At 55.0% G+C, this 25369-nt stretch carries 18 protein-coding genes and 1 pseudogene; 4 read left to right on the top strand and 15 right to left on the bottom strand.

What is annotated here, in order from left to right:
- Positions 1–138: 138 nt before the first annotated feature.
- A complete protein-coding gene (locus DYE26_RS32645) occupies positions 139–1257 on the top strand; it encodes an IS110 family RNA-guided transposase (RefSeq protein WP_036623922.1) in 1119 nt (372 codons plus the stop codon).
- Between the two features lie 760 nt (positions 1258–2017).
- On the opposite strand, the gene DYE26_RS32640 is transcribed toward DYE26_RS32645, so the two are convergent.
- The 5 genes from DYE26_RS32640 to arfA form a co-directional block, all read right to left on the bottom strand.
- Positions 2018–2983 carry a glycoside hydrolase family 43 protein gene (locus DYE26_RS32640; RefSeq protein ID WP_036621019.1) on the bottom strand — a complete coding sequence of 322 codons (966 nt, stop codon included), beginning with the start codon at positions 2981–2983 and terminating at the stop codon, positions 2018–2020.
- Positions 2984–3305: 322 nt separating this feature from the next.
- Positions 3306–4139 carry a carbohydrate ABC transporter permease gene (locus DYE26_RS32635; protein ID WP_036621016.1) on the bottom strand — a complete coding sequence of 278 codons (834 nt, stop codon included), beginning with the start codon at positions 4137–4139 and terminating at the stop codon, positions 3306–3308.
- The gene (locus DYE26_RS32630; RefSeq protein ID WP_036621013.1) at positions 4136–5035 is read right to left on the bottom strand and encodes a carbohydrate ABC transporter permease; all 900 of its coding nucleotides are present in this window, start codon (positions 5033–5035) and stop codon (positions 4136–4138) included. The genes DYE26_RS32635 and DYE26_RS32630 overlap by 4 nt, the downstream gene beginning before the upstream one ends.
- A gap of 65 nt (positions 5036–5100) precedes the next feature.
- Entirely contained in the window at positions 5101–6429 is a 1329-nt protein-coding gene (locus tag DYE26_RS32625; protein WP_036621011.1) for an ABC transporter substrate-binding protein, read from the bottom strand.
- Between the two features lie 43 nt (positions 6430–6472).
- Positions 6473–7969, bottom strand: coding sequence for an arabinosylfuranosidase ArfA (arfA, locus tag DYE26_RS32620; RefSeq protein ID WP_051985343.1), 1497 nt, complete (start codon positions 7967–7969; stop codon positions 6473–6475).
- Between the two features lie 411 nt (positions 7970–8380).
- On the opposite strand from arfA, the gene DYE26_RS32615 reads away from it, so the two are divergent.
- A complete protein-coding gene (locus tag DYE26_RS32615; protein ID WP_036621008.1) occupies positions 8381–9298 on the top strand; it encodes an ArsR/SmtB family transcription factor in 918 nt (305 codons plus the stop codon).
- 589 nt (positions 9299–9887) lie between these two features.
- Here the strand turns inward: DYE26_RS32615 and DYE26_RS32610 are convergent.
- Positions 9888–10628 (bottom strand): SDR family NAD(P)-dependent oxidoreductase, encoded by a 741-nt coding sequence (locus DYE26_RS32610; protein WP_036621005.1) that lies wholly within the window; start codon positions 10626–10628, stop codon positions 9888–9890.
- Positions 10629–10643: 15 nt separating this feature from the next.
- Positions 10644–11588, bottom strand: coding sequence for a DMT family transporter (locus DYE26_RS32605; RefSeq protein WP_227872831.1), 945 nt, complete (start codon positions 11586–11588; stop codon positions 10644–10646).
- A 125-nt stretch (positions 11589–11713) separates the two neighbouring features.
- Between DYE26_RS32605 and DYE26_RS32600 the strand changes: the two genes are divergently transcribed.
- A complete protein-coding gene (locus DYE26_RS32600) occupies positions 11714–12589 on the top strand; it encodes a LysR family transcriptional regulator (protein WP_051985342.1) in 876 nt (291 codons plus the stop codon).
- A gap of 157 nt (positions 12590–12746) precedes the next feature.
- Here the strand turns inward: DYE26_RS32600 and DYE26_RS32595 are convergent, their stop codons facing one another.
- The 8 genes from DYE26_RS32595 to rhaB form a co-directional block, all read right to left on the bottom strand.
- Positions 12747–13886: a sn-glycerol-1-phosphate dehydrogenase gene (locus DYE26_RS32595; protein WP_036621003.1), complete on the bottom strand. Its 1140-nt coding sequence runs from the start codon at positions 13884–13886 to the stop codon at positions 12747–12749.
- 378 nt (positions 13887–14264) lie between these two features.
- The gene (locus DYE26_RS32585) at positions 14265–15935 is read right to left on the bottom strand and encodes a ribulokinase (protein WP_036620999.1); all 1671 of its coding nucleotides are present in this window, start codon (positions 15933–15935) and stop codon (positions 14265–14267) included.
- Between the two features lie 130 nt (positions 15936–16065).
- Entirely contained in the window at positions 16066–16755 is a 690-nt protein-coding gene (araD, locus tag DYE26_RS32580; RefSeq protein ID WP_036620998.1) for an L-ribulose-5-phosphate 4-epimerase, read from the bottom strand.
- 150 nt (positions 16756–16905) lie between these two features.
- Positions 16906–18003: a GntR family transcriptional regulator gene (locus DYE26_RS32575; RefSeq protein ID WP_036620996.1), complete on the bottom strand. Its 1098-nt coding sequence runs from the start codon at positions 18001–18003 to the stop codon at positions 16906–16908.
- A 175-nt stretch (positions 18004–18178) separates the two neighbouring features.
- The gene (gene araA / locus DYE26_RS32570; RefSeq protein ID WP_036620994.1) at positions 18179–19669 is read right to left on the bottom strand and encodes an L-arabinose isomerase; all 1491 of its coding nucleotides are present in this window, start codon (positions 19667–19669) and stop codon (positions 18179–18181) included.
- Positions 19670–20827: 1158 nt separating this feature from the next.
- Positions 20828–21661 carry a rhamnulose-1-phosphate aldolase gene (gene rhaD, locus DYE26_RS32560; RefSeq protein WP_155621092.1) on the bottom strand — a complete coding sequence of 278 codons (834 nt, stop codon included), beginning with the start codon at positions 21659–21661 and terminating at the stop codon, positions 20828–20830.
- A gap of 73 nt (positions 21662–21734) precedes the next feature.
- The gene (rhaA, locus tag DYE26_RS32555; protein WP_036620990.1) at positions 21735–22994 is read right to left on the bottom strand and encodes an L-rhamnose isomerase; all 1260 of its coding nucleotides are present in this window, start codon (positions 22992–22994) and stop codon (positions 21735–21737) included.
- 24 nt (positions 22995–23018) lie between these two features.
- Positions 23019–24488 carry a rhamnulokinase gene (gene rhaB, locus DYE26_RS32550; protein WP_036620989.1) on the bottom strand — a complete coding sequence of 490 codons (1470 nt, stop codon included), beginning with the start codon at positions 24486–24488 and terminating at the stop codon, positions 23019–23021.
- A gap of 319 nt (positions 24489–24807) precedes the next feature.
- On the opposite strand from rhaB, the pseudogene DYE26_RS32545 reads away from it, so the two are divergent.
- Positions 24808–25194: pseudogene (locus DYE26_RS32545) on the top strand (RNA-guided endonuclease TnpB family protein); the annotation flags it as partial.
- Positions 25195–25369: the final 175 nt, after the last annotated feature.

Genomic DNA, 25369 nt, shown 5'->3' with positions numbered 1-25369 from the left:
ATTTAAGATCACGCCAGAAATCTAGCTATGATGAACGTAAACAAAAGACAGCCCTCCATATTGCTACATCTCGTAGGTTAAAATGGATAGTGAAAACCAAACCATTTCAGAGCTACATAGCAAAGGAGAGCTGATACTATGCAGTCTACCACAAAATTCGTCGGTTTAGATGTATCCAAAGAAAAAATTTCGGTTGCTATTGCAGATGCAAGCGGTGAAACTCCTCGCTATTACGGGAGCATTCCTCACACCCCGGCGGCGCTGCGCAAGCTGATCAAAGAACTGGGACCGGCCGAAACGCTATCGTTTTGTTATGAGGCAGGTCCGACAGGTTACGAAACCTATCGCTGGATCACCTCCATGGGAGCCCATTGCGTTGTCATTGCTCCGTCGCTTATTCCCAAACGCCCTGGCGATCACGTGAAGACGGATCGACGGGACGCCGAGCAGCTTGCCCGTCTGTTTCGTGCAGGAGAATTGACTCCTGTCTACGTCCCGGAGCGGGAAGACGAGGCTTTGCGGGAGTTGGTTCGCGCCCGGGAGGCCGCCAAAGAGGACGCGCATCGGGCACGCCAGCGGATATTGAAGTTCCTGCTCCGCCATCAAATCGAACCGCCGGCTACGATAAAGCGTCGTTGGACCCGGAAGTACCGTTCCTGGCTGGAGCAACTGACATTCCCTTATGAGCCCATGCAAGTAGCCTTCGACGAGATGCTCCATACCTTAAATGAGATCGAGCAGCGGATGGGGCGTTTGGAAAAAGCCTTGGTTCAGCAAGCCACGGTCGGCTCCAAGGCAACTCTGATTCGGGTGCTTCAGTCCCTGCGTGGGATTGGACTACTGACGGCCGTCACTCTAGCTGCTGAGATCGGTTCATTTACTCGCTTCCGCTCCCCGGCCCAACTCATGGCGTATTTAGGGTTGGTTCCTCGTGAGAGTTCAACCGGCCTGAGTACTCGGCGCGGAAGTATGACCAAAGCCGGTAACGGGCGCTTGCGCCGATCCTTGGTGGAATCCGCCTGGAGCTACCGTCATCGGCCTGCGGTGAAAGGAGATCTCGCCAAGCGTTTGGATGGCATGCCGGCCGATATACAACTGTTGTCGTGGAAAGCGCAAGAAAGATTGCATTACAAATACCGTCATCTCATTTTTGGAAAGAACAAACACAAAAATGTGGCCGTAGGCGCGGTGGCCAGGGAGCTAACCGGGTTCATATGGGCTGTTGCTCGAACGGTGGAACAACCGGTGGCTAACTAACGCCCCTTCCGTCCCCTTTGGGGAGACGCAGGGAGCGTTGCCCCCTGCACCCCCACACTCGCCGTGAGGCGTTCCTCATTTCCAATGAGGAATAGGAAAAGTGTTGATTTGAACCTAACCGCTTGTCAAGAAAAGCGCTTGACAAGCTCACGCCTGAGCACGAGGCCCGGGAGCAAACGAAGGTTCCGGGAGAGAATTTGCGTCAACCGTTTGCACTAGGTGAGTAACTGAACGTGCGCTTCTAGCTTGCAAGAGCTCTCCTTGACGAAGGCATAACATGTGGTACCAACCCACGGATAGCAGCGTGCCGACCGTCGCTCGCATTTTTGCTCTCGCGCCACGTGCTCAGGCACCTCTCACACGGAGGGCTTGACAAAAACGTTCATAGCAACGGTTGTGAGCGCTATTGCCTGCTCTAATCTGAGCCCAAATCGCCGGGTTTTAGCTAATTAAGCGCTATGGCAACCGTTAGAATGTGGTGGCGAGAAATTGTATCTTGGCGGATTTAATACAACGCTAATAGCCTAACGGACCCACATGACCCAATTTCGCTCTAAAAGAGTTCACCCCGGCCGATTCGAGGGAAATGGAGTCATCTCTGTCCGTTACATTTTTCAAACCTTCGTTTTTCCGCAGATAACGTCTCTAAAGGTCCTTTAGCCTCAGTCCCTCTATAACGTCAAAAAAAGCAGCCTCCCTGCCGCCATACGGCAGCGGTTGGTTGCTTTTTTTCTCCGGGTCTAACCCGTCTTTACTCGTCTCAAGAGCGGACTCCGTCTTTCACGGGAATGCCGAAATTCGGGGTTCCGTCAGGGTTCCAGCCAAAATACTGGGCCCGCGTGTGGCGGTTTGGATCGTACAGCGGATCGCCGGTGATCTCCTTGTAATTGCGGGCGTGGTAGATCAGAACGTCCCGCCCGTCTTCGGCCACGGTAAAGCTGTTATGCCCCGGCCCGTATTGCCCTGTCTCCTCGTTCGTTTGGAACACGGGAACCGGCGATTTCGTCCAGGCTGCGGGATCAAGCGGATCGGCTTCCTCGCTGGCCGTCAGCAGCCCCATAGAGTAGTGGTGGTCGGTGGCGCTGGCCGAATAAGCGATAAAAATACGCCCGTTCCGCTTTAACACCGCCGGACCTTCATTCACTTTAAAGCCGATCGTTTCCCACGGATACTCCGGCGTCGCAATCATCACTTGTTCCCCGGTCAGCGTCCACGGGTTGCTCATTTTCGAAATGTACAGATTGGAGTTGCCCTCGATGTCCGGGTCCTTCTGGGCCCAGACATAATACCGTACCCCGCGGTGCTCGAACGTCGTTGCGTCGAGGCAGAACGTTTCCCAGCGGGTGCGGATCTGCCCCTTTTCTTCCCACCGTCCTTCCAGCGGATTGGCCGCTTCATTCTCCAGCACGTACATCCGGTGGTCGAACAGCCCTTCCTTCGTCTCCGTCGTACGGGCGGCGGCAAAGTAAATGTACCATTTGCCGTCGATATAATGAATTTCCGGCGCCCAGATGTTGGCGCTCAGCGGGCCGGAGTCGTATTTGCGCCAAGCCACAACCGGCTGGGCCTCTCCCAATCCCTGAATGGTCGCCGATCTGCGGATTTCGATCCGGTCGTACTCGGGGACCGAAGCGGTAAAGTAGTAATATCCGTCGCTATGTTTGTATACCCACGGGTCGGCCCGCTGCTCCACGATCGGATTCACAAATTCTCTATTTTTGTCCATCGGTTCTCTCTCCTTTATATATGTGTTCGGAAAATTACGGAATTTTCTGGTTTTATTTTCGGGGATTGAATCTGTTCATCGCCATTAGCGGAATTTATTGTACTTATTTTCCAACGAACGGTGCAAAAAGCGGTCATCTCCCTGCGATTCAAGAAAGTAGCGCCATAAATTTCCTCTGTTTCTCCCAAAGTGGGGGATCTTGCCGAATTAGCGCCGTTTTTTTTCGTTATTTTTCGCCCGAGTTTTTATAGCTTGCTTATGCCCAGAGCCTCGCCCTAATTTTAATACAGCTCCCCAATTCCCAAAATGCTCTTTTACCCGGTCAGCCTTTCACCGCTCCCGCCGTCATCCCGTCGATAAAGTACTTTTGAAAAGCGACGAACAAGATGAAGATCGGAATGATGGAAAAAAAGGAGCCGACGATCAGCAAGTCGTAGTTGTTGCCGTAAGGCGTCAGCAGCGTTTTGAGCCCGATCGGCAGCGTATATTTATCGGCGTTGCTCAGCACCATAAACGGCCACAGGAAATTGTTCCAGCTGTTCATCCCGTTCAAAATCGCCATCGCCGCAAAAGAAGGCTTCATGACCGGAAGAATCAGCCGGACGTAAATGCCGTATTCGCTTGCGCCGTCCACCCGGCCGGCCGCGATGATCTCTTTCGGAATCCCGCGCAAATATTGGCGGAAGAAGAAAATCGTCGCCGCGCTGGCGATGCCCGGCAAAATGATCGCCGAATACGAGTTCATCAGCCCGATGTTGTAGGTCAGCGTATAAAGCGGCAGCAGCAAAATTTCAAACGGAACCATCATGATGAGCAGAACGCAAACAAACAAAGTGTTTTTTCCTTTAAATTCATAAGCCGAGAAGCCGTATGCGACCGTTGCGCTGACCAGCAGCGTCAGAACGACCTGCACAACCGTCAGCAGCAGCGAATTGAAAAACCATAGAAAATAGGAATGATCCCCGGTAAACAAATAAATGAAGTTGTCGAAGCTCATGGCGGACAAGTCAAACCGCAAATTCAGCCCATAACGGATCAAATCTTCCCCCGGTTTGAAGGAGGCGATCGTCACCGCGTAAAACGGAATGAGGATCAGCACGCACAACACGGCGAAAAAAGCAAAAAGGACGATTTTAAGCGGCAGTTCTTTTTTCATGCTTCCTCCTCCTTTTTGAACATGCCGGTGAAGGCCAGCTGCGTTAAATTAATCGCCATCGTAATGACAAGCAGCACGATGCCCACCGCCGCCGCGTATCCCAAATTGTTCTTCTCGATGCCCTGCCGGTACAAGTAACCGACGATCGTGAGCCCGATATTTTTCGGAGAATTGTTGCCGTTCCACAACATCATGCTCTCGATAAACATCGCCAGCCCCGCGTAAATGCTGATCGTCAGCACATAAATGGTCGTGGGCTTCAGCAGCGGCATGGTGATTTTCGTAAAGCGCTGAAAACGGGAAGCTCCGTCAATCGACGCGGCTTCGTAGTATTCTTCGGGGATGCTTTTGAGTCCGGATAAAAAATAAAGCATATTAACCCCCGTCCACCGCCACGTCGCCAATGCCACCAAAGCGATCATCCCGGTCGCCTGCCCCTTCAAGAACTTGACCGGATCCACGCCGAACCAGCCCAAAAAGCTGTTGATGAGCGAGCCTTCCATTTCGCCGAACATCAGCCGGAAGATCGTCCCGGCCACAACGACGGAAGTCAGTGCGGGAAAGAAAAACGAGGATTTGAAAAATTCCCTTCCCCACATGAATTTGGTGTTGATCAGCACCGCAAACAGCATCGGAAACGGGATGAGGATCACCAAGGTCAGCACCATATAGACGGCGCTGTTTATCACCGCTTTAAGAAACACGCCGTCGCCCATCAATTTGCCGTAGTTGTCAAAGCCGATCCAGGCCGGTTCCTGTCCCAACGTGACCTTTTGGAAGCTCATTCCGACCGAATTCGCCAGCGGGTACACCCAAAACATCAGAAACACCAGCACAAACGGCAACACAAAAACGTAAGGAGCAACTTTTTGCGAGTATAGGAATTTTTTTATCATCACTCTACTCCTTTTTAAACGGAGCTACTCTTTGCGGAAAAGAGCAGCTCCGTAACTTTATCATTCTATTTCAGTTCTTGTTCGATTTGCGCCTGGGCATCGTCCAGCGCCTGCTTGATGTCTTTGCCGTCCTCGAAAATTTCGTTTAGCGTAACCGTGCACAACACGTTGTTGATCGTCGGCGAAGCCGAAGTCGATTTGATCAGCTGGATCTCGTCTTTAATCTCGTTCAGCACGTCAAACGGGTTGTTGACGAAGTATTTCACGAACTGGTTTTCCGGATTGTGCGTCACGTCTTTCATATTCCAGACATCCATGTTGATCGGATCAAAGCCCAGCGTATTCCAAATTTCGATATTGGCATCGAGCGAAAGCTTGGCGTAAGCGATGAACTCCTTGGCCAGTTGAACGTCCTTGGCCGTTTTGGTGACGACGGTTGCCGTACCGCCGCCGCCGTATGAACGAGGCATCCCTTTCTCGATCACGGGCAAAGGAGCGATGGCGATCTTGCCGGAGAGATCCTTCATATAGTTCGTATATCTCGACATTTGCCAGAGCGGCATGAAAGCGGTCGCATAGTTGCCGGCATTAAATTCGCCGTAAGCTTCTTCCGTATCGGGTTGACCGCCGGCGATCGTGGCGATGACGTTGTTGTCCTGCAGATCTTTAAGGATCGACAGCCCTTTGACCAATTCTTCGGAGTTGACCTTGGGATTGCCGGCATCATCGGTAAAATCGGCCCCTTGCTGGGCCAGCAGCATCGAGGCTTGCCAGGTTGCGCTCGTATCCGCGGTCCCCATGTATTTGCCGGTTTTTTCATATACCTGCATCCCGGCTTTTTTGAAATCGTCCCAGGTAACGATCGATTTGTAATCAACGCCCGCTTCATTTAAAATTTCCGTGTTGTAAAAAGCTACGGTAGCCCCGACATGCGTGGAAAGGCCGTAAACCGTTCCGTCTTTGCTGTAAAGATCCAATTGCGACTGAACGACCGTACCCTTGTAAGGCAGAGCCACGTCATTCAACGATTCCAGTTGCGGAGTTCCTTGCATGAAGTCGGGATATTTGCCCAATTCGATATCGGCGATGTCCGGCGCGCCGACGCCCGTCTGCACGGCGATGGACAATTTATTGTGCATATCGTCATAAGGCATGACCGTCACGTTCAACTTAATCTGCCGGTCCGGATTTGCCGCGTTCCACTTCTCCAGCATCTTTTCGAAATGCTGTCCGTGCAGCTCCACGAACGTCCAGTAGGACAGCTCCGTCGCGCTTTCGCCGGCCCCCCCGTCGAGCACGGAGGTTTCCCCTCCGGCCGTCGACGAGGACTTGTTGCAGCCCCACAAAAACGTGGCCATCGTTAAAATCAAAAGCATGGCGATTCCTTTTTTCATACTTGACCCTCCTTGGAATTTGAATTTCTAGGCACGCTCTATACTATTCGGTTGCCCGCTTGCTTAGGCGAATTACGTTCCACGAAGCTTTGGCAAGACGGGCGCTCACCATGCCGTCACGGCACACCGCATCGCCCCCGGCATGAGGTGTTACGTTCTCCCGATCCGCCGTGTTGACGGCCTTCAAATCTTCATGTTCCAGCACCAGATGCTGGGTCAGGCGGTAACCCTCAAAGCCGCGAATATCGCAGGTAAGCTCCAGCGCTTCCTGCAGATGACGGTTGACGGCAAAAATCGTGAGCTCCTCTTCCGCCTCGTTGTAGACGACGGCGCTGTCCAGGTAAGGAACATCGGTGAAATCCTGGGCGTCATAAACCGACGAGTCGACGATCGGCAGCAGCGACGTGCCGCGTCCGTATTTGGACACATGCATATATGGATGAAAAATCGTCTGCTTCCAGGCCCGGCCGCCGTTTTCGGTCATAATCGGGGCGATGACGTTGACCAGTTGGGCCATGCAGGCCATTTTGACCCGGTCGGCGTGGCGCAGGAACGTAATCAGCATGCTGCCGACGAGCAGCGCGTCCTCGAAGTTGTAGATGTCCTCGAGCTGCGGCGGAGCGATGCTCCACGGCGCGATTTGCGCGTCCGCCTGATTGGAGTGATACCAGACGTTCCATTCGTCAAAGCTGAGGTGCATCGTTTTTTTGCTGCGCTTCTTCGCCTTGATATAGTCGCATGTCGCGATCACCGTGCGGATGAAATGGTCCATATCCATCGATCTGGCCAAGTAGTTGGCCGTATCGTTGTCCCGGTTGCCGTAATATTGATGCAGGGATATGTAATCGGCCACCTCGTAGGTGTGATCGAGCGTAATCGCTTCCCATTCCGGGAACGTCGGCATCGAAGAACTGGAGCTTCCGCAGGATACGAGCTCGATGTCCGGGTCCACCAGGCGCATCGCCTTGGCCGTCTCATAAGCGATCCGGCCGTATTCCTGAGGCGTCTTCTGCCCGACTTGCCACGGCCCGTCCATCTCGTTGCCCAGGCACCAGGTTTTGATGCGATGCGGCTGTTCGTAACCGTGGCTCCGGCGCAAATCGCTCCAGTAGCTGCCGCCGGGATGGTTGCAGTATTCGATCAGGTTTCTGGCGGCGTCCACGCCGCGGGTGCCCAAGTTTACGGCCATCATGACCTCCGAGCCGATTTCCTTCGCCCAGGCCGCAAACTCGTTCGTTCCCACATGGTTCGGTTCCACCGTTCTCCAGGCCAGCTCCAGCCGTTTGGGGCGGGCTTCCACCGGGCCGACTCCGTCCTCCCAGTTATAACCGGAAACAAAGTTGCCGCCCGGATAGCGGATAATAGGTACGTTTAATTCCTGAATCAACCGCTTTACGTCGCTGCGGAAGCCTAAGCTGTCCGCCGTAGGATGCGAAGGCTCGTAAATCCCCCCGTATACCGCTCTGCCCAGATGCTCGATAAATGAGCCGTATATACGTTTATCTACTTCGGCTATCTTGAATGCTTTGTCTACGACCATGCTTGCTCTTGGTGCGGTTGACGACAAATGTATCACCCTCCGTTTTATGAATTTATAAATTGATTTGAAATAACTTGAATGAATCCGCTTACAGGTATAAAATAGCACATGAGAATATCGTTGTAAATATATTTTTATAAATCTTTTTATGTTTTTATAAAATCAATTTAAGACAAGCTGTAAAACCGTGGTTTCACGGCGAAATCAGCATTTAATCCGCATTTCCCAGGTATTTTGTTTTATGATTAATTGAATTGAAGTACGTTTTTCCTGCAAATTTTAAGTAATATTGAAGTTGAATTTACATTTTTTTTATTTAACTATTTATTAAATAGTGCTGTTAGTTTATAATTATCTAAAATAAATGAAAATTAGAACTCTATTATCTCTAGCGGAAGAAGGTTCATGACGATGATCTACATTAAGGATTTGATGAGCGGGATTGATATTTTTAAAGCGTTAAGTTCGGAGATCAGAATTCAAATCCTCGAATTGCTCGCCAAAAATCAGGCGTTGAATTTAAACGACTTAGCCACCAAGTTGGGCCTCAGCAACGGCGCGATTACGATGCATATCAAGAAGCTGGAAGAGAGCGGACTGATCGAAATCAACACCTCCGTCGGCAAACACGGGATTCAGAAAATTTGCTATTTGAATAAGGATAAGTTGATGGTCGACCTGCGCAGCAAGGAAGTGGACAATTTATACGAAGTGGAAATTCAGGTCGGGCACTACAGCAATTATCAAGTGGCCCCTACCTGCGGGCTGGCCACCAAGGACAGCATCATCGGCGATTTCGACGATCCCCGTTATTTCGCCGATCCGCAGCGGATCGATTCGGAGATCATCTGGCTGTCCGAAGGTTACCTGGAATACCGGATTCCGAACTACCTCAAGCCGAACCAGACGTTCCGCGAGATCCAGTTTTCCCTGGAGCTTGGTTCGGAAGCCCCGGGTTTTAACGACAATTATCCGTCGGACATTTATTTTTATCTGAACGGCGTGGAGCTTGGCTTCTGGACGAGTCCAGGGGATTTTGGGGACGCCCGCGGAACCTTCAACCCGGACTGGTGGCCGCCGCATTTGAACCAGTACGGCATGCTCAAGCTGATCCGCATCAACCATGAAGGCAGCTTTATCGACGGCTGCCGGATTTCGGACGTTACGCTGGCTGAAATCGGACTGGACTACAAATCCGAGCTGACGCTGCGCATCGCCGTCACCGACAAAGCCGTCAACAAGCGGGGGCTGACGATCTACGGCAAAAACTTCGGCAACTACAGCCAGGACCTGCTCGCCCGCGTGCTGTATGATGTGCATGAGGAGTGAGGCAAGCGGTGGGCAGGATACGAGCTTGTTGTCGTGGTGCACCAGGTCCACTAGGCGCGTCGCCTTTGCCGTCTCATAAGCGATGCGGCAATGGCCGTTTGCGGGAAAAGGAGAGCGGGAAAACAACGTGCGAAACGATAGTCGGAAACGATAGCCGAAGACAATAACTGAAGACGATAGCCGAACGGCGGCATAACAAAAAGTCTGCCCGGAAGCTCGTTTATTGAACTTCTGGCAGACTTGCGCTTTGGGCTAAACACAAGCCAGGAAATAAGAACAAAAAATGTCGCTAATTCGGCGGGATCACCCAGTTGGAGAGGAATAGGGGAAATTTATGTCGCTATTCTAGTGAATCACAGGGAGATGGCCACTTTTCGCACCGTTCATTGGAAAATAAGGACAAAAATTGTCGCTAATGGGGATGAATATGCCGGATTCCGGAAAATAAAACCATAAAGTTCCGCTATTTTTTATGAGGGTGGTCCCGCAAGCAGGCCCGTTAGAAAAAGAAACTCTGTCTTTTCGAGCAAATAAGGTCGTTCAGGTCCGTTAGCAGCCGGAGTTTCACAATTTGTTCCACGCTGCCCGGCTACATTGTTTGCCCGTTATCCACCGTAATGATCTGCCCAGTGAGCGAAAACTGCTCCAGAACGGCGCAAATGAGCTGAGCGATCTCTTCCGGCGGGGAAATGCGCTCCAGCGGCAGGTGGGTGATGAGCGACCGCATTTGTTCTTCTTTGCCTTCCCACCATCTCGTCGCAACCGCTCCCGGAGCGATGCCGCATACGCGGATCTCCGGCGCCAAAGCGTGCGCCAACGATTTGGTTAAGCCGTGTACGGCCGCCTTCGAAACGGCGTAGGGAAGGGACGAGCCTTTTCCCGTCATTCCCGCGACGCTTCCGACGTTGACGATCGCCCCTTGCTTCCCCTCTCTCAAATAGGGTGCCGCGGCGCGCGCGCAGTTGAACATCCCCTTGACGTTCACTCCAAGCAGATCGTCCCATATCTCCTCGGTTACGGCATCCAGATCCTGCATCGCGATATATCGGGTGATGCTGGCGTTGTTGACGAGATAATCGAGCGTGCCGAATTGGCGTACCACCTGCTCCACCATCTCCCGAACCTCGTCGTCCCGCGACACGTCCGCCCGGATGGCCAGCGCCCGGCCCCCCGCCTGTTTGATTTCCCGTACGGTTTCTTCCGCTTCCACCGCGGATCGCGAGTAATTGACGGCGACGGCCGCTCCTCTTTCGCCCAGCAGCAGGCTGGTGGCCCGGCCAATTCCCGTGCCTCCGCCGGTGACTAAAACTACTTTGTTGTGAAAGCTCATATCTGCTCCTCCTCTTTATATGTCCGTTATGGTACGGCTCCCTTGCCCCTTCGCCTCGGCCGTGTCACTTTTTCCGGCCCCCCCTTCTTTAGCGCCGCCGATTTCCCGCTTGCCCTGCCAATTTACCATAAAAATACCGGCACAGATCAACGCTCCGCCCGCATATACATACCAATTCACCTGCTCGCCCAGCAGCAGCCAGCTTGTGAGCACGCCAAACAGCGGCACCAAAAACAGAAAAGCGCTTGTCCTGGCCGGATCGCTGTTTTGAAGCAAATAAAACCAGACTGAAAATTGCACGATCGAACACATAACCACCAGCCAGAGCAGCACCAGCAACGACGTCAAGGTCACGGAGAAAAACGGCTTTTCCGTCAGCCCGCTTAACACGAGCAGCGTAGTCCCTCCGGCCATCATCTGATAAGCGGCGAGGACCTTCAAATCAAATGCCGGGCCGATGCGGTTGATGATGAGCGTGGCGACCGTAAAGCAAACCGCTCCCGCAAAGGAAACAAAGGTCCCTAGCTCGATTTTCATATGCAATCCAAACGTCAGCAGCACGCCGGCAAACCCGATGACAACCCCAAACCATTGCCAAATGCGGTAAGCGCCGCGGTTCATGACCGCCCCGATGACGAGCAGCATCAGCGGGCTCGTGCTGGTGATGATCGCCGATTCCCCCGAAGTGATCCAATGCATGCTGTAGTAGGCGCAGCCCATTACGCCGGCCGACTGGAACAAGCCGAGGGCTGCGGCTTGCAGCCATTGCTTTAACCCGCGAGGCTGCCGCTTTTTCATCGTCAACAGCGCGAGCAAACCTCCGGCCGAAACGAACCGCATCCCCATCAGTAAAAAAGGCGGAGCATAATTTAACCCCAGCTTGCCGACCGGAAAAGCAATCCCCATCAAAAACGTGGTCAACAGGAGCAGGCCGGTATATTTGAACCCGTTCATTTTCATGTTGCAGCCTCCCTTTCGCGAATCATGTTTGTATTGTACCGGAGGCCTGCAATTATGTATAATGATTGATACAGATATCTGATATCATGTTTTTTGATACCAAAAAGAAACGGAGGAGAACGACCATGGAGAGCGCGGATTTGCGCATCTTTCAGGCGGTGGCCAGAGAAGGTTCCATTACGAAAGCGGCGCTGCGGCTTGGTTACGTGCAGTCCAATGTGACCTCGCGCATTCGGCAGCTGGAATCCGAACTCGGAACCGCGCTGTTTCATCGCCATAACCGGGGGATGACGTTATCCTCCAGCGGCAAAATGCTCCTGGACTACGCCGACAAAATCATCGGCCTGCTGGATGAAGCCGCCGCGGCCCTTACCTCTTCCGGCGAACCGGGCGGCCCGCTTCTGATCGGCGCTTCGCAGACGACGGCGGCCGTACGCCTGCCCAAGCTGCTGAGCCGATATTACAAACGGTACCCGAAAGTGGAAATTTCGCTGATCACCGACTTGTCGGATCGTTTAATGGAAAAAATGCTGCAATACGACCTGGACGTCGCCTTCATCAGCAGCCACTGCAACCACCCTGACCTGGAGGCCTATCCCGTCTTTGAGGAAGAAGTGGTGCTGATTTCCCCGCCGGACATCACGGAGCTCGACGAAGCGCTCGCCAAACCGAATCTCGTGTACAGCAGGGGCTGCGCGTACCGGGAATTGCTGGAGAGTTGGCAGCACAACCGCGGTCAGAACTACCCGCACACGATGGAGTTCGGCACGCTGGAGGCGATAATTGGAGGCGTATCCGCAGGGCTAGGCATCTCGCTGCTGCCGCGGGTTGTCGTCGAGAAAGAAGCGAACGCCGGCAATCTTTACGTTCACCAGGTTCCGGAGTCATTCCGGCAAACGAAAACCGAACTGGTCGTGCGGAAAAACTCGCATCCCACCAGCGCCCTGCTCGCCCTTATGGCCATGCTGAACATCGGAGAAGAGGAAAGGATCTCTTCATGAACAAAGCGAGCGAATATTAAAGCAAACGATTGCCAAAAAAACGAGCCGATTCGCGGTTTATACCGCCTTCGGCTCGTTTTTGTTCGAATCGGTTAAAAGCCTCGGAGTTCCTCACCGCTACCTTGCGATAGGTCCCCACAACGCTTCCGTTCCGTGATCACTCGTCCGCTTCGTTAAGCGCCCGCAGCAAGGTATGGCGGTCCCGGACCCGATGGGCTTCGAGCAGGCTGCGCGCGAACAAATCATCGTCGATGCCCAGCTCCGTGCGGCTCGCCGGTCCGCCTACCTGGCGCAGCAAATCGCGGATTTGCCCCTCCTCGGGCACATCCTTCAGCCATTCGCGGACCTGCGCGCCGTGCTGCCGGAGCGCCTCCGGCTCGGCGCCCGGGCAGATTCCCCGCTCGCCCGCGTTATGGTAAACGCGGGCGATCTCGGCGCAGGCCGCGCCCACTTTTGCGCCGTGCAGCACCGCCCGCTCGCCCCGGCGCAAAAATTCCATCTCCCAATAGTGGGAGAGATGGTGCTCCGCGCCCGAGGCCGGATGCGACTGCCCAAACAGCAGCATGGCGATGCCGGACTCGATCAGCGCCGTCATCAGGGCGCGGATGCCCTCCTCCGAGCGGGCGCCGATCTCTCCGGCATGCTCCACGCACGAACGCAGCGCCCGTTCGGTAATGAGCGCCGCCTGTTCGTCATACGGTTCCCCCGCCGTCAGGCTGGAGAACTTCCAGTCGAACAGGGAGGTGTATTTGCCCAGCATGTCGCCGAAGCCGGCGGCGACCAGGTGCTGGGGTGCCGACATCAGGATATCGAGGTCGGCGAAAATGGCGACCGGCGGCACGGCCGGGACGGTCTTTTTGACGCCGCGGATGATGAGCGGCGCGCCGGCGGAGGTGAAGCCGTCCACGGAAGGCGCCGTCGGGACGGAAACAAACGGCTTGCCGCTCTTATGGGCGGCAAAGCGAACGATATCGTGGATCGTGCCCGATCCGACGGCGATCAGCGCATCCGTCTCCTCCGGACCAACCTCCAGCAGCAATTGGACAAGCGACACTTCGTCGGCCACGACGTCGCCCATGTCGTTCGGCCGGATCAAGCATAGCTTGGCGGCGAGTCCGGCGCCCTCAAGATCGCGGGCCAGCCTTTCGCCCGCCGCTTTGTACGTGTTCTCGTCCGCCACCAAAATAGAGCGCTGATATTCCCGCTCCCGCAGAAAAGGCGCGACCTCCCGAAGCACTCCCCGCTCCAGCTCAATCCGCTCCAGATGCTGCAATTGCCAACCATCCATCTCCAGCATGGTCCCTCTCCCTCCTATTCACATAAACCTGTCTACTATTTGCATGAACGCACTGCCTATCAATATTGTGGCATACCATACGCCGGTAATCCTATGAAACATTTCTCCGCAACCTGACGCCCTCCACCTCACATTGGAAAAATCCAATAGATTGTCGGAAATCGGACGCCATTTCGCCCGCTCATTGGAAAACTTCCAATAGATTTCGCTCAGATTGCCCATTTTGCACCCTTCCGAGCCAATCTATTGGAAAATATCCAATCAAGCCGCTGTATTCACCACTTAATTTCCAATTCTATTGGAGTAATTCCAATCAGAACATGGTGTCAGGTCAAACATGGTGCCAGGCCGCGGAAACCTGTCATCCGACAATATCACTTACTCCGCCGACTTCTTAACCCGCTTCAGCCGCTTCATCACGTCGTTTTCGCCGCGGCCGAAGTAGTCGTGCAGCTTGCTGTATTCCTGATACAGACGGTCGTACACTTTCACGTGCTCCGGAATCGGCTTGAACGTTTCCTCTTTGACCCGGGCCATCTTCCCCGCCGCGTCGAGGATCGTGTCGTAACCTCCCGCCGCCGCACCGGCCGCCACGGCCGCAAACATCGCCGCGCCCAGCGCCGGCGTCTGCTTGGAATCCGCCACGAAAATCTCACGGTTCGTCACGTCCGCGTAGATTTGCATCAGCAGGCGGTTTTTTTGCGGCAGGCCGCCGCAGGCATACAGCGCGTCGACGCTGACGCCGTTCTCATGGAACGCGTCGACGATTTTGCGGGTGCCAAAAGCGGTCGCCTCCAGCAGCGCCCGGTAAATTTCCTGCGGCTTGGTCAGCAGCGTCATGCCGAGGATCATCCCGGTCAAATCGGTATCGACGAGCACGGACCGGTTGCCGTTCCACCAGTCAAGCGCCAGCAGACCGGTCTGCCCCGGCTTGTAAGCAGCCGCTTCCCGCTCCAGCCATTGATGAACGTTCAGGCCCTCTTTGTCGGCCGCTTCCTTGACGTACGCCGGAAGCGCTTCCTCGACGTACCATTCAAAAATGTCGCCCACCGCCGATTGCCCGGCCTCATAACCGTAATACCCCGGAATGATGCCGTCCTCGACGACACCGCACATGCCTTCAACCTGCTTCTCCTCGGTACCCAGCAGCATATGGCAGATTGACGTGCCCATGGCCATCACCAATTTCCCCGGCGTTACAACGCCAACGGCCGGCACGGCCGCATGCGCGTCAACGTTGCCGACCGCGACGGCGATGCCTGGCGCAAGGCCCATCATCTCAGCCATCTCCGGCAGCAGCCCGCCCGCGCTCGTCCCGAGCGGAATCACCTCGCCGCGCAGCTTCGTGTCTGTCAGATTTTCCAGCCGCGGATCAAGCGCCTTGAAATACTCCTTGCCCGGATAGCCGTCCTGCTTGTGCCAGATCGCCTTGTAGCCGGCCGTGCAGCTGTTGCGTACGATGTTGCCGGTCATTTGCGCGATGACCCAATCCGTCGCCTCCAGGAACATGTCGGCTTTTTCATAGATTTCCGGCGCTTCGTCGAGAATTTGCCATACCTTCGCGATCATCCACTCGGACGAGATTTTCCCGCCGTACCGCGGCAAAAAGGCTTCTCCCCGCGCGGCGGCGATCTCGTTGATTTTATCGGCTTCCGGCTGTGCGGCATGATGCTTCCACAGCTTCACCCAGCTGTGCGGATTGTCCGTCAGCTCCGGGTCGAAGCTGAGCGGCTGCCCCTTGGCGTCGACCGGCAGCATCGTGCAGGCGGTAAAATCGATCCCGATGCCGATCACGTCGGCCGGATCGATCCCCGACTCCTTCAGCACCGCCGGTACGGAACGACGCAGCACTTCCAGGTAATCGCCGGGATGCTGCAGCGCCCAGTCGTGCTCCAGCTTGATCCCGGATCCGGGAAGACGCTCATCGATCACATGATGCGGATAAGGCGTAACGTGATCGGCCACCTCGCGGCCGTCCGCCAGATCGACCAGCACGGCGCGTCCGGACTGGGTCCCGTAGTCGACGCCAATCGTGTACTTTTTGCCCATGTTCATACCCTCCCCCAAAAATAGCGAACGCCTGCTAGCGGCCAGCTAGCGGCAAAACTTGCTGTTTCCCCATGGACGTTAGCTTGGACGTTCACTTCATTTACCATGACTTTCGCACAACTTGCCTTGGTTACTTCTGCCCGTAATACGCGTTTGCCCCGTGCTTGCGCAGGAAATGGCGGTCCAGCAGCGTCTGGTCCATCGGCGGCGTGTCCGGATTAATCTGCAGCATGCGGGCGGCGATTTTCGCCACCTCTTCCAGCACTACCGCGTTATGCACGGCGTTGTGGGCATCCTTGCCCCACACGAACGGCGCATGGGAATGCACCAGCACCCCCGGCACCTGATTTGGATCGAGCCCTTTAAAGCGCTCCACAATCACATTGCCTGTCTCCAACTCGTAAGCCCCATCAATCTCCGCCTTGGTCATCGGCCGTGTCACAGGAATTTCCCCGTAAAAATAATCCGCATGCGTCGTCCCGTACGCCGGCAGCGCCCGCCCGGCCTGGGCCCAGCTTGTGCCCCAAGGCGAGTGCGTGTGCACGACGCCGCCGATATCCGGGAACGAACGGTAAAGCACCATATGCGTCGGCGTATCGGAGGATGGGCGCAGATCGCCCTCCACCACGTTCCCCTCAAGGTCAACGACGACCATATGCTCCGCTTTCAATTCCTCATAAGGCACGCCGCTCGGTTTAATGACAAACAAACCGCTGTCCCGGTCGATTCCGCTTACGTTCCCCCAGGTAAAAGTGACAAGCCCGTGTTTCGGCAGGTCCAGATTCGCTTCCAGCACCTGCTGTTTTAACGTTTCCAGCATCGTTCGTCCAGCTCCTTTCCGAACCCATTTCAAGTTAACCCAAAATTTCACATTCCCAAAAATACTCCCGCCGCAGGCGGAGGGATTCCCGCTCGAATCAGCGTTCAGCTCGCGCGGGGTCCCGTTCTGGCTGCCGCACGGAATCCCGCTCTAGTTGCCGCTTAGCTTCCGCACGGAATCCCGCACGATCAGCTCCGGTTCAAACACCGTATCCTCATATCTATCGCCCTGTTCGATCATGCCGATCAGTTGCCTCGCCGCCAGCTCGCCCATGACGGTTTTCGGATGCGTCAGCGTCGTCAGCTTTGTTCCCGAGGCGGCCGCCAGGCTGGAGTCGTCGAACCCGATGACGGAAATGTCCTCCGGAACCTGCAAACCACAGGCCGCGGCAGCGTCCATCAGGATGACCGCCAGTTCGTCGTTGTAGCAGACGAAAGCGGTTGGCCGCTGCTCGGGCGGCCCTTGCAACAGCTCGATGGTCCGCATATACGTAAAGTCGGCCTTCTGCTCCGTCGTGTAAGTCACTACGTGCTGCGGCGAAACGGAAATTCCGTATTCCCGATGCGCCGACAAAAAACCCTTCAAACGGTTAACGCCCTGCAGGTCGTCCCTTTTGAAAAATCCGGCGACCTGCCGGTGCCCGTTCTCCAGCAGATAACGCGCCGCCTTGCGGCCCCCCGCCTCGTCGTCCACTTTCAGGCAGGGGCATTCCAGCTCGCGGTATTTCTCGTTGATCATCAAATACGGGATTCCCTTTTCCTGCAGGTCCAAAAAATACCCCAAATTCGGATTTCCCTCCGCGCTTTTCGTCGGCTCGATGATCAGGCCGCTGAGCGGCTGGCTCGTCATCAGCTGCAGGCTGTCCATTTCCTTCTCCTTCGTGTTGTCCGTGCTCGACAGCAGCAGGCGGTACCCCCGGCTGCGCAGCTCCGCTTCCGCCCCCCTGACGATATGGGGGAAAATATAATCGGAAATGTACGTCGTAATGATGCCGATCGTTTTGACGGCTTCGCCTTCCCGGCGCTCGGGATTACGGGCGAACGTTCCCTTGCCCTGAATCCGCTCCAGCCAGCCGTCTTTCTCCAGCTCCCCGAACGTTTGCCGCACGGTCTGGCGGCTTAAGCCAAACTGCTCGGCGATTTCGTTTTCCGATGGAAATTGGTTGCCGGGCTGCAGTTTTCCGGACTCCAGCCACGACAGCAATTCACGTTTCAACTGCAAATATTTTGGAACTCTCTTATCGTTCATTTCTCGTCCACCCTCACAATCACCTATATACCCGCTATTGTATCACATGCCGGGTGAACGCATAGGTTAAGCAAAATACGAAACCAATGCAACCGCCGGAGCCGTGAAGCGGCTGCGGTTAGCGCAATGCGGTTAACGCAAGCAATATCCACCCGCCGGTCCGGCTTGGCTGCGATTAACGCAAGCGGTATGCGGCGTCGCTCCAGCGCAGCTCGTTTTTGAAGCGCTGTACGGACGTGTCCTTGTCGATGAACACCGCTTCGATGCCGGCCATTTCCGCCCAATCCGCCAGATTTTCCGCCGTGATGGCGTAGGACAGGACGGTATGATGCGCCCCGCCGGCCAAAATCCACGCTTCCGCCGACTCGCGCAGCGACGGCTGCGGCTTCCACAGCACGCGGGCCACCGGCAGCTTCGGCATCGGTTTGTCGACCTTCACGCCATCCACGACGTTGACGAGCAGCCGGAACCGGTGTCCCAGGTCGACGAGCGAGGCGTTCACCGCCGGTCCGTCCTGGCCGTCGAACACGATCCGCGCCGGATCCGCCTTGCCGCCGATGCCGAGCGGATGCACCTCGATCGTCGGCTTCGTCGCCGCGACCGTCGGGCATACCTCAAGCATGTGCGCGCCCAGAATCATGTTGTTGCCCGGCTCGAAATGATACGTGTAGTCCTCCATAAAGGACGTGCTTTTGTTGTTCGCCAGCACCTTCAGCACGCGCGTCAGGGCCGAGGTTTTCCAGTCGCCTTCGCCGCCGAAGCCATAGCCCGCTTCCATCAGGCGCTGCACCGCCAAGCCCGGAAGCTGCTTCAGTCCGTGCAGGTCTTCGAACGTCGTCGTAAACGCGCCAAACCCGCCGGCCTCGAGGAAGCGTTTCATGGCGATTTCCAGCTTGGCCTGATAGGCGATCGAATCGCGAACCGGTCCTTCGCTTAAACCGGCTTGCGTGATCGTGTACGTTTCCGCGTATTCTTCCAGCAGCGCCTTCACTTCGGCGTCGCTCACCTCGTTCAGCACCTGCACCAAGTCACCTACGCCGTAGCCGTTCACCGACCAGCCGAACTTGATTTGCGCTTCCACCTTGTCGCCTTCGGTCACGGCCACCTCGCGCATGTTGTCGCCGAACCGGGCTACCTTCAGCTGGCGGCTTTCGGCGTAAGCCGCGGCCGTCCGCATCCAGCCGGCGATGCTGGCGCGCACCTCCGCGTCCTCCCAGTGGCCGACGACGATTTTGCGGGCGATCCCCAAGCGGGTGCCGATGTGGCCGTATTCGCGGTCACCGTGCGCCGACTGGTTCAGGTTCATAAAGTCCATATCGATCGTTTCCCACGGAATATCGCGGTTAAATTGCGTGTGGAAATGAAGCAGCGGCTTCTGCAGCTGAGACAGCCCCGCAATCCACATCTTGGCCGGCGAGAACGTGTGCATCCAAGTGATGATCCCCGCGCACGTCTCATCGCCGTTTGCTTCCAAAATCAATTTGTATATTTCATCAGAGCTCTTAACAATCGGTTTAAACACCACCGGAAAACCAAACACCGGATCTTTGCCAAACTGTTCGACGATGATCCGGGAATGCTCGGCAACCTGTTCCAGGGTCTCCGGACCGTACAAATGCTGGCTGCCGGTTACAAACCAAAAAGAATGCGGTTTCAACTTCAACATAAAATAAAACCTCCCAAAAAGTATTGTTCCTTCCATCGCCAACTTGTACATACATTGAATGATAAAAAACTTGCCTTAAAATGTTGTACGTACAAATTTTGATACTTTTATTTTAAAGTCGTCCGTTCAAAAAGGCAATAGCGTTTTCGTTAATTAAGAAAAACGTCTGACAGCGTCTTTGTCTGGATCTGACTTCAACGCTGGGCGCAGGGGGAGGCTCTTTCCAATCTGTAGACGCTGCCCAAACTCAACTTTCACAGCAAGAAATCGGCAGACAAGCCTTGATGCACCTTTTGCACCGTAGCCGCTCCGAGCAGTGTCCGAAATCAACGCCAGGTGAGGGGGCGGTCTAAAGGGTTCGTGTCTTGGTGTTCCTGTCTTGGTGGCTCTACCTTGGAGTCCCTGCCCGCTGCCTTTGCACGATTATCCCTTTCGTTCAGGGGGCAGAAGTTGCTGCAGATGTGTGTGGCGATACCGGTGCTTCCCTACCGCCGGCTGATCGGGCGCCAAACGAATCCGCCCCTTGCGGCTGCAGCCTGATCGAGACGTTGGAACGGTGGAGGGGGAGTTTGATACGGATCAATTTGATAGCTGGTAGTTAGCATGAACGGTGTGGGAGTTAGCATGAACAGTGCGGGCGTTGTTGCAGACGGAAGGGTTCAGGCTGAAGTAAAATCACGGTCTTTTCGTTTCCACCGCGTCTTGTCCTTGAATCTCAACTCTTGGTCTCCTGTATTGATTTCCTGTCCGGTCTGTTTCACTTCTCCTATAAACCTGCTTCCTTCTCCCAAGACTGTCTCATTTTCTCGAATCGATCTGATTCTCCACCAAATATTTACTTTTACCGAGCTTGTCCATTTCCTTGCTACCTGATAAAACGGGATAATCATGCAAAGCACCCGGACAACGAGTGTTGATCTGCCGCCCACCCACCGGCCTTCCTTTTCCTCAAGCTTTCAAAGCCCTTCCGCGTTTCTTGCCACGATCGGTTGCCGGGGGCTAACTTCAAGTACGGTTTATAAGGTTGAGCCTGAAAAGAAAACTTTAATTCGTTTGGCAGTTGATTTAGGTCGGGCTGATGGTCTATCGTAATGAAAGACACCATAATGTCAAAAAAACGGACCCCCAAATCGGAGCCCGTTTTTCGGTGCGCATCCTTTATTCCAATATCCCCGCGGCCGGCGTGACCCCAAACGCTTTAGCCAAATCAAGCAGCTGCGCGTCGGTGATTCTTTGCTTGATTGGATGGTGCGCGACCAGCATGTAAATCTGCGCCGCCTTCTCCACCGTCTCAATCAGCCCAAACGTTTCGTCCATCGTGCGGCCGCTGCCGAATATCCCGTGCTGCGGCCAAATCACGACGCGATGATCGCGCATTTTGGCGGCGGTGGCCCGCCCGATTTCCGGGCTGCCCGGAACCATCCACGGCACGATGCCAACGCCGTCAGGAAACACGACCAGGCACTCCGTGCACATTTCCCACAGCGTTTTCGTCAGCTTTTTCTCGTCCAGATCATGGATGAACGTCATCGCCAGCGCGTTAGTGGCATGGCAGTGCATGACGATCCGGTGCTCGGGATCGGCCTTCAACCGTTCGATGTGGCTCATGAAATGCGAGGCCAGCTCGCTGGTCGGAACCGCGCCGTCGCGCAGTCCCCACAGCACGTCGACCCGCTCCCCGTCTGCGGCGACCCGCACGACGCCCAGGTTCGCTGCCGGATCGGAGATCACGTTCCGGAAATATTTGCCCGACCCCGTCACGACAAAATATTTGCCCGCCAGCTCCTTCACCGGAAAAGAAAGCGGAATGCTCCTCGTCTTCTCCCCTTGCCCGGCGCCAAGATTTTTAAGCACCTCCGCCTCGTCCAGCAAATAACTGATATTGCCGCCGTTGCGTTCGTCCCAGCCCAGCCGCCACATATGATACGTAATCTCCGCCATTTCCCGGACAAAAGGAATTTCCAAGTCCCGCGAAACCCGGCTTTTCTCCATCTCCGTTATCGTATTCACAGCAGGTTCCTCTCCTTATATATATTTTTTAATAATCCGTAAACGCCGTTTTACTTTACCCGCGAACCGCCAGGACGTTCTCTTCGTATTTTTTCACGTCCGCCAGCCATGCTTCTCTCACCGGAACGCCCTGCGCAGCGCAGAAATAATCCCAGATCGCCCCGTACGGATACGATTTGAATTCTTCGACCAGCGCCAGCCGGGACGTGTAATCGCCGGCCAGCTCCAGCTCCTTCAACCGCTCGACCGGTTCCAGCATCGCGCGCAGCAGCGCTTTGAGCGTGTTCCGGGTGCCGATCACCCAAGCCGCGATATGGTTGATGCTGCCGTCGAAGAAGTCGAGTCCGATATGCGTGCGGTCCAGCAAATTGCCGCGAACGAGTTCCCGCGCGATATCCAGCAGCTCATCGTCCATCGTGACCACATGGTCGCTGTCCCAGCGGACCGGACGGCTGACGTGCAGCAGCAATTGATCGCCGAACAGCAGCCAGGAAGACAGCTTATTCGAAATCGTTTCGGTCGGATGGAAATGGCCGGAATCGAAGCATACCGCTTTGCCTCTCGTCAGCGCGTAACCCATATAAAATTCATGCGATCCGACGACGTAGCTTTCCGAGCCGATGCCAAACAGCTTGCTTTCGACGGCGTCGATGTTGTATTCCCCGCTGATCTCCTCGGCGAAAACCTCGTCGAGCGCTTCCTTCAGCCGCACCCGCGGCGACAGGCGGTCGACCGGCGAATCCTTGAAACCGTCGGGAATCCAGACATTTGTCACGCATGGCTGGCCAAGCGCTTTGCCGAACGATTCGGCGATTTTGCGCGAGGCTTTGCAATGATCGATCCAGAACCGGCGGATTTCCGGGTCGGGATGGCTGAGCGTAAACCCGTCTTTGGCTTTATCATGCGAAAAACATGTCGGGTTGAAATCGAGGCCAAGCCCCTGCTCCTTCGCCCAGTTGACCCATCCGGTAAAATGCCTTGGCTCCAAGGCATCCAAATCCACGGTTTCATCCGTGTCGGCGTAAATGGCGTGCAGGTTCACCTTATGTTTTCCCGGAATCAGAGCGAACGCCTGCTCCAAATCTTTTCGCAGTTCATCCGGCGTCCGCGCCCGGCCGGGATAGCTGCCGGTGACCGCGATGCCGCCGCTCAGTTCCTTGTCTTTGTTTAAAAATCCCCGGACGTCGTCCCCCTGCCAGCAGTGTACGGATACTTTGATCCGGGCGAGCTGCTTAAGCGCGCCTTCAACGTTAATCCCATGCTGTTCGTATAGCTTTTTGGCTTCGTTATAGCTGTTTGCAATGCTTTGCTCCATCGTGTTCTCCTCCTCTTTTTTCATTTATGGATGATCCGTCAGCGCCGTCAGCGCCGCGAACCGGCTGCGTGCCTCAGCGATCGCTTCCGGATCGACCGGCTGCGGGGCATAACTGCGAACCGGAAAAGAGCGCCGGATGATTTCCCTGGCCTCGCCGATATTCGAGATAACGCCGCAGCTCACCATCTGCACGGCCAGATTGCCCAAAGCGGTCGACTCCGTCGGCCCCGCTTCCACCGCGATCCCCAGCACGTCCGCCGTCAGCTGGCATAACAGTTCGTTGTTGGCCCCGCCGCCGACGATATGCAGGGTGTTGATTTTTTCCCCGGTCAAACGTTCCAGCTCTTTAATGTAAAAATCATAAGATAAGGCCAGGCTGTCAAAAATGCATCTCGCCACCTCGCCCGGCGTATCCGGAACGGGCTGGCCGGTCTCCGCGCAGTAGCGCCGGATTTCCTCCGTCATATGCCGGGGGTTGAGGAAGCGGTCGTCGTTGCAGGAAATCAGCGAACGGAAAGGCGGAACTTCCTCGGCCAGCGTGACGAGTTCGGCAAAGCTGTACTGTTTTCCGTAATCCTTGCGGACTTCCTGGATCAGCCACATGCCCATGATGTTCTTCAAAAAGCGATACGTCCCGTAGGCGCCCCATTCGTTCGTATAGTTCCGCTCCATCGCCTCCCGCGTGGCCAGCGGCGCATCCCGCTCCACGCCGATCAGCGACCACGTTCCGCTGCTGAGATATCCCCAGGATTCCCCGCGGGCCGGCACGCCAAGCACGGCGGAAGCCGTGTCGTGCGTCGCGGCGCAAATCAGCTCGCATTCGGGGAGATCGTAAGCCTGCATCAGCTCCGGCTTCAGCGGACCGAGCGGCGTTCCCGGTTCGGTCAAAGCGGGAAACTTCGCCCGCGGCAATCCGAGCAGGGCCAGCAATTCCGGATCGTAATCCCGGGTTTGCAGATTCAGCATGGCCGTCGTCGAAGCGTTTGTCGCTTCATGAATCGGCCGCCCCGACAGCAAATAATACAAATAGTCCGGAACGAGCAGGATCTGCTCGGCGGCCGCCAGCTCGCGGCGGTCATGGGCGTACAGTTGGTACAGCGTATTAAAAGAAAGGTGTTGAATACCGGTTTTGGCGTAGATTTTGGCAAACGGCATCTGCCGGTGGACCTCGTCCACCGCCTCATTCGTGCGGGGATCGCGGTAAGAGAACACGTCCCCGATCCGTTCGCCTTGACTGTCCAGAAGCGCGTAGTCCACCGCCCAGGTGTCGATGCCAAGCGTGCATTTTTCAATGCCGAGCCGTTTGGCCTCCGTCAGCCCGCGCAAAATTTCCCGGAACAGATGATCGATATCCCAGTAAAAATGTCCGTTTTTCTCCGCAAAGCCGTTGTCGAAGCGGTGAATTTCCCGCAGCGTCATCAAACCGTCCTGCAGATTTCCCGCAACCAGCCTCCCGCTGGAGGCGCCGATATCAACGGCGATATGATGATTCATCCCTTCAGCGCTCCTCGCTTTGAAATGTTGCCGATTTTAAAACTCGTTTTCTTCAATCTCATCCTACGCCCGTTTTTCTGTGTTGTCAACGATATAAAGATTGTTTATGTTGTTTTATTTTTGTTTTTGTCTGATTTATGACATTGATCACGAGCTTTCGCAAACTCGCGACTTTAGTCATGAATAAGAAAACTTCGGTTCAGGCATGTCATTTGACATGTCAATGAATCGACATGGTTGTTACGTATGGTAAAATTATTATGGCGATGAATCATCCTGTTTTGTTACTATGGTGAGCGAACAAACCAATCCGAAAGTAGAATGCATTGCCAACTGCCGAACAGACTACCTGCAAAAGCTATCAGCGCATATTGTCAAAAACCACGATATGATTGCGATTGAAGATTTGCAGGTGTCTAACCTGATGAAAAACCATAATCTGGCCAAAGCGATTGGTGAAGTGTCCTGGTATCAATTTAGAACGATGCTTGAGTATAAAGCAAAGCGGTACGGGCGAATGGTTGTTACTGTTGGCCGAACCTTCGCCTCTTCTCAACTCCGTTCGTGTTGTGGTTACCAAAATAAAGAAGTTAAAGACCTTCAACTTCGGGAGCGGGTATGTCCGGCCTGCCTAACCCGCCATGATCGAGACATCAATGCAAGCAAAAACATCCTTGCCGAAGGCAAGAGGCTCTTATCTGCATAATTCAGGAACCGCAGGAACTTCGGGGATAGCTTGGTGGCACATTACGTGCTAATTCTGTTCAGCAGAACGGACTACCCAAGAATCTCGTGGCTTTAACCATGATGAGAGGTTCAAAAGGTTAAGATTTACCGCTATGATGAAATGGAAGACTAGGCCAATTTGGGGCCTTATAAAA

Origin of the sequence: Paenibacillus macerans, from assembly GCF_900454495.1 — a bacterium.
Classification (GTDB): domain Bacteria; phylum Bacillota; class Bacilli; order Paenibacillales; family Paenibacillaceae; genus Fontibacillus; species Fontibacillus macerans.
Note: the sequence above shows the minus strand (reverse complement) of the source record. Positions and strands in the feature narration are given on the sequence as shown.

Bases quoted from the DNA above. Each gene is read 5' to 3' on its own strand.
- arfA (WP_051985343.1), bottom strand. From the start codon at position 7,969: ATGGTCGTAGACAAAGCATTCAAGATAGCCGAAGTAGATAAACGTATA.
- DYE26_RS32625 (WP_036621011.1), bottom strand. From the start codon at position 6,429: ATGAAAAAAGGAATCGCCATGCTTTTGATTTTAACGATGGCCACGTTT.
- rhaB (WP_036620989.1), bottom strand. From the start codon at position 24,488: ATGAATCATCATATCGCCGTTGATATCGGCGCCTCCAGCGGGAGGCTG.
- DYE26_RS32610 (WP_036621005.1), bottom strand. From the start codon at position 10,628: ATGAGCTTTCACAACAAAGTAGTTTTAGTCACCGGCGGAGGCACGGGA.
- DYE26_RS32575 (WP_036620996.1), bottom strand. From the start codon at position 18,003: ATGAACGATAAGAGAGTTCCAAAATATTTGCAGTTGAAACGTGAATTG.
- DYE26_RS32645 (WP_036623922.1), top strand. From the start codon at position 139: ATGCAGTCTACCACAAAATTCGTCGGTTTAGATGTATCCAAAGAAAAA.
- DYE26_RS32595 (WP_036621003.1), bottom strand. From the start codon at position 13,886: ATGCTGGAGATGGATGGTTGGCAATTGCAGCATCTGGAGCGGATTGAG.
- DYE26_RS32615 (WP_036621008.1), top strand. From the start codon at position 8,381: ATGATCTACATTAAGGATTTGATGAGCGGGATTGATATTTTTAAAGCG.
- DYE26_RS32585 (WP_036620999.1), bottom strand. From the start codon at position 15,935: ATGGGCAAAAAGTACACGATTGGCGTCGACTACGGGACCCAGTCCGGA.
- araD (WP_036620998.1), bottom strand. From the start codon at position 16,755: ATGCTGGAAACGTTAAAACAGCAGGTGCTGGAAGCGAATCTGGACCTG.
- DYE26_RS32640 (WP_036621019.1), bottom strand. From the start codon at position 2,983: ATGGACAAAAATAGAGAATTTGTGAATCCGATCGTGGAGCAGCGGGCC.
- rhaD (WP_155621092.1), bottom strand. From the start codon at position 21,661: ATGGAGAAAAGCCGGGTTTCGCGGGACTTGGAAATTCCTTTTGTCCGG.
- rhaA (WP_036620990.1), bottom strand. From the start codon at position 22,994: ATGGAGCAAAGCATTGCAAACAGCTATAACGAAGCCAAAAAGCTATAC.
- DYE26_RS32600 (WP_051985342.1), top strand. From the start codon at position 11,714: ATGGAGAGCGCGGATTTGCGCATCTTTCAGGCGGTGGCCAGAGAAGGT.
- araA (WP_036620994.1), bottom strand. From the start codon at position 19,669: ATGTTGAAGTTGAAACCGCATTCTTTTTGGTTTGTAACCGGCAGCCAG.
- DYE26_RS32630 (WP_036621013.1), bottom strand. From the start codon at position 5,035: ATGATAAAAAAATTCCTATACTCGCAAAAAGTTGCTCCTTACGTTTTT.
- DYE26_RS32635 (WP_036621016.1), bottom strand. From the start codon at position 4,139: ATGAAAAAAGAACTGCCGCTTAAAATCGTCCTTTTTGCTTTTTTCGCC.
- DYE26_RS32605 (WP_227872831.1), bottom strand. From the start codon at position 11,588: ATGAAAATGAACGGGTTCAAATATACCGGCCTGCTCCTGTTGACCACG.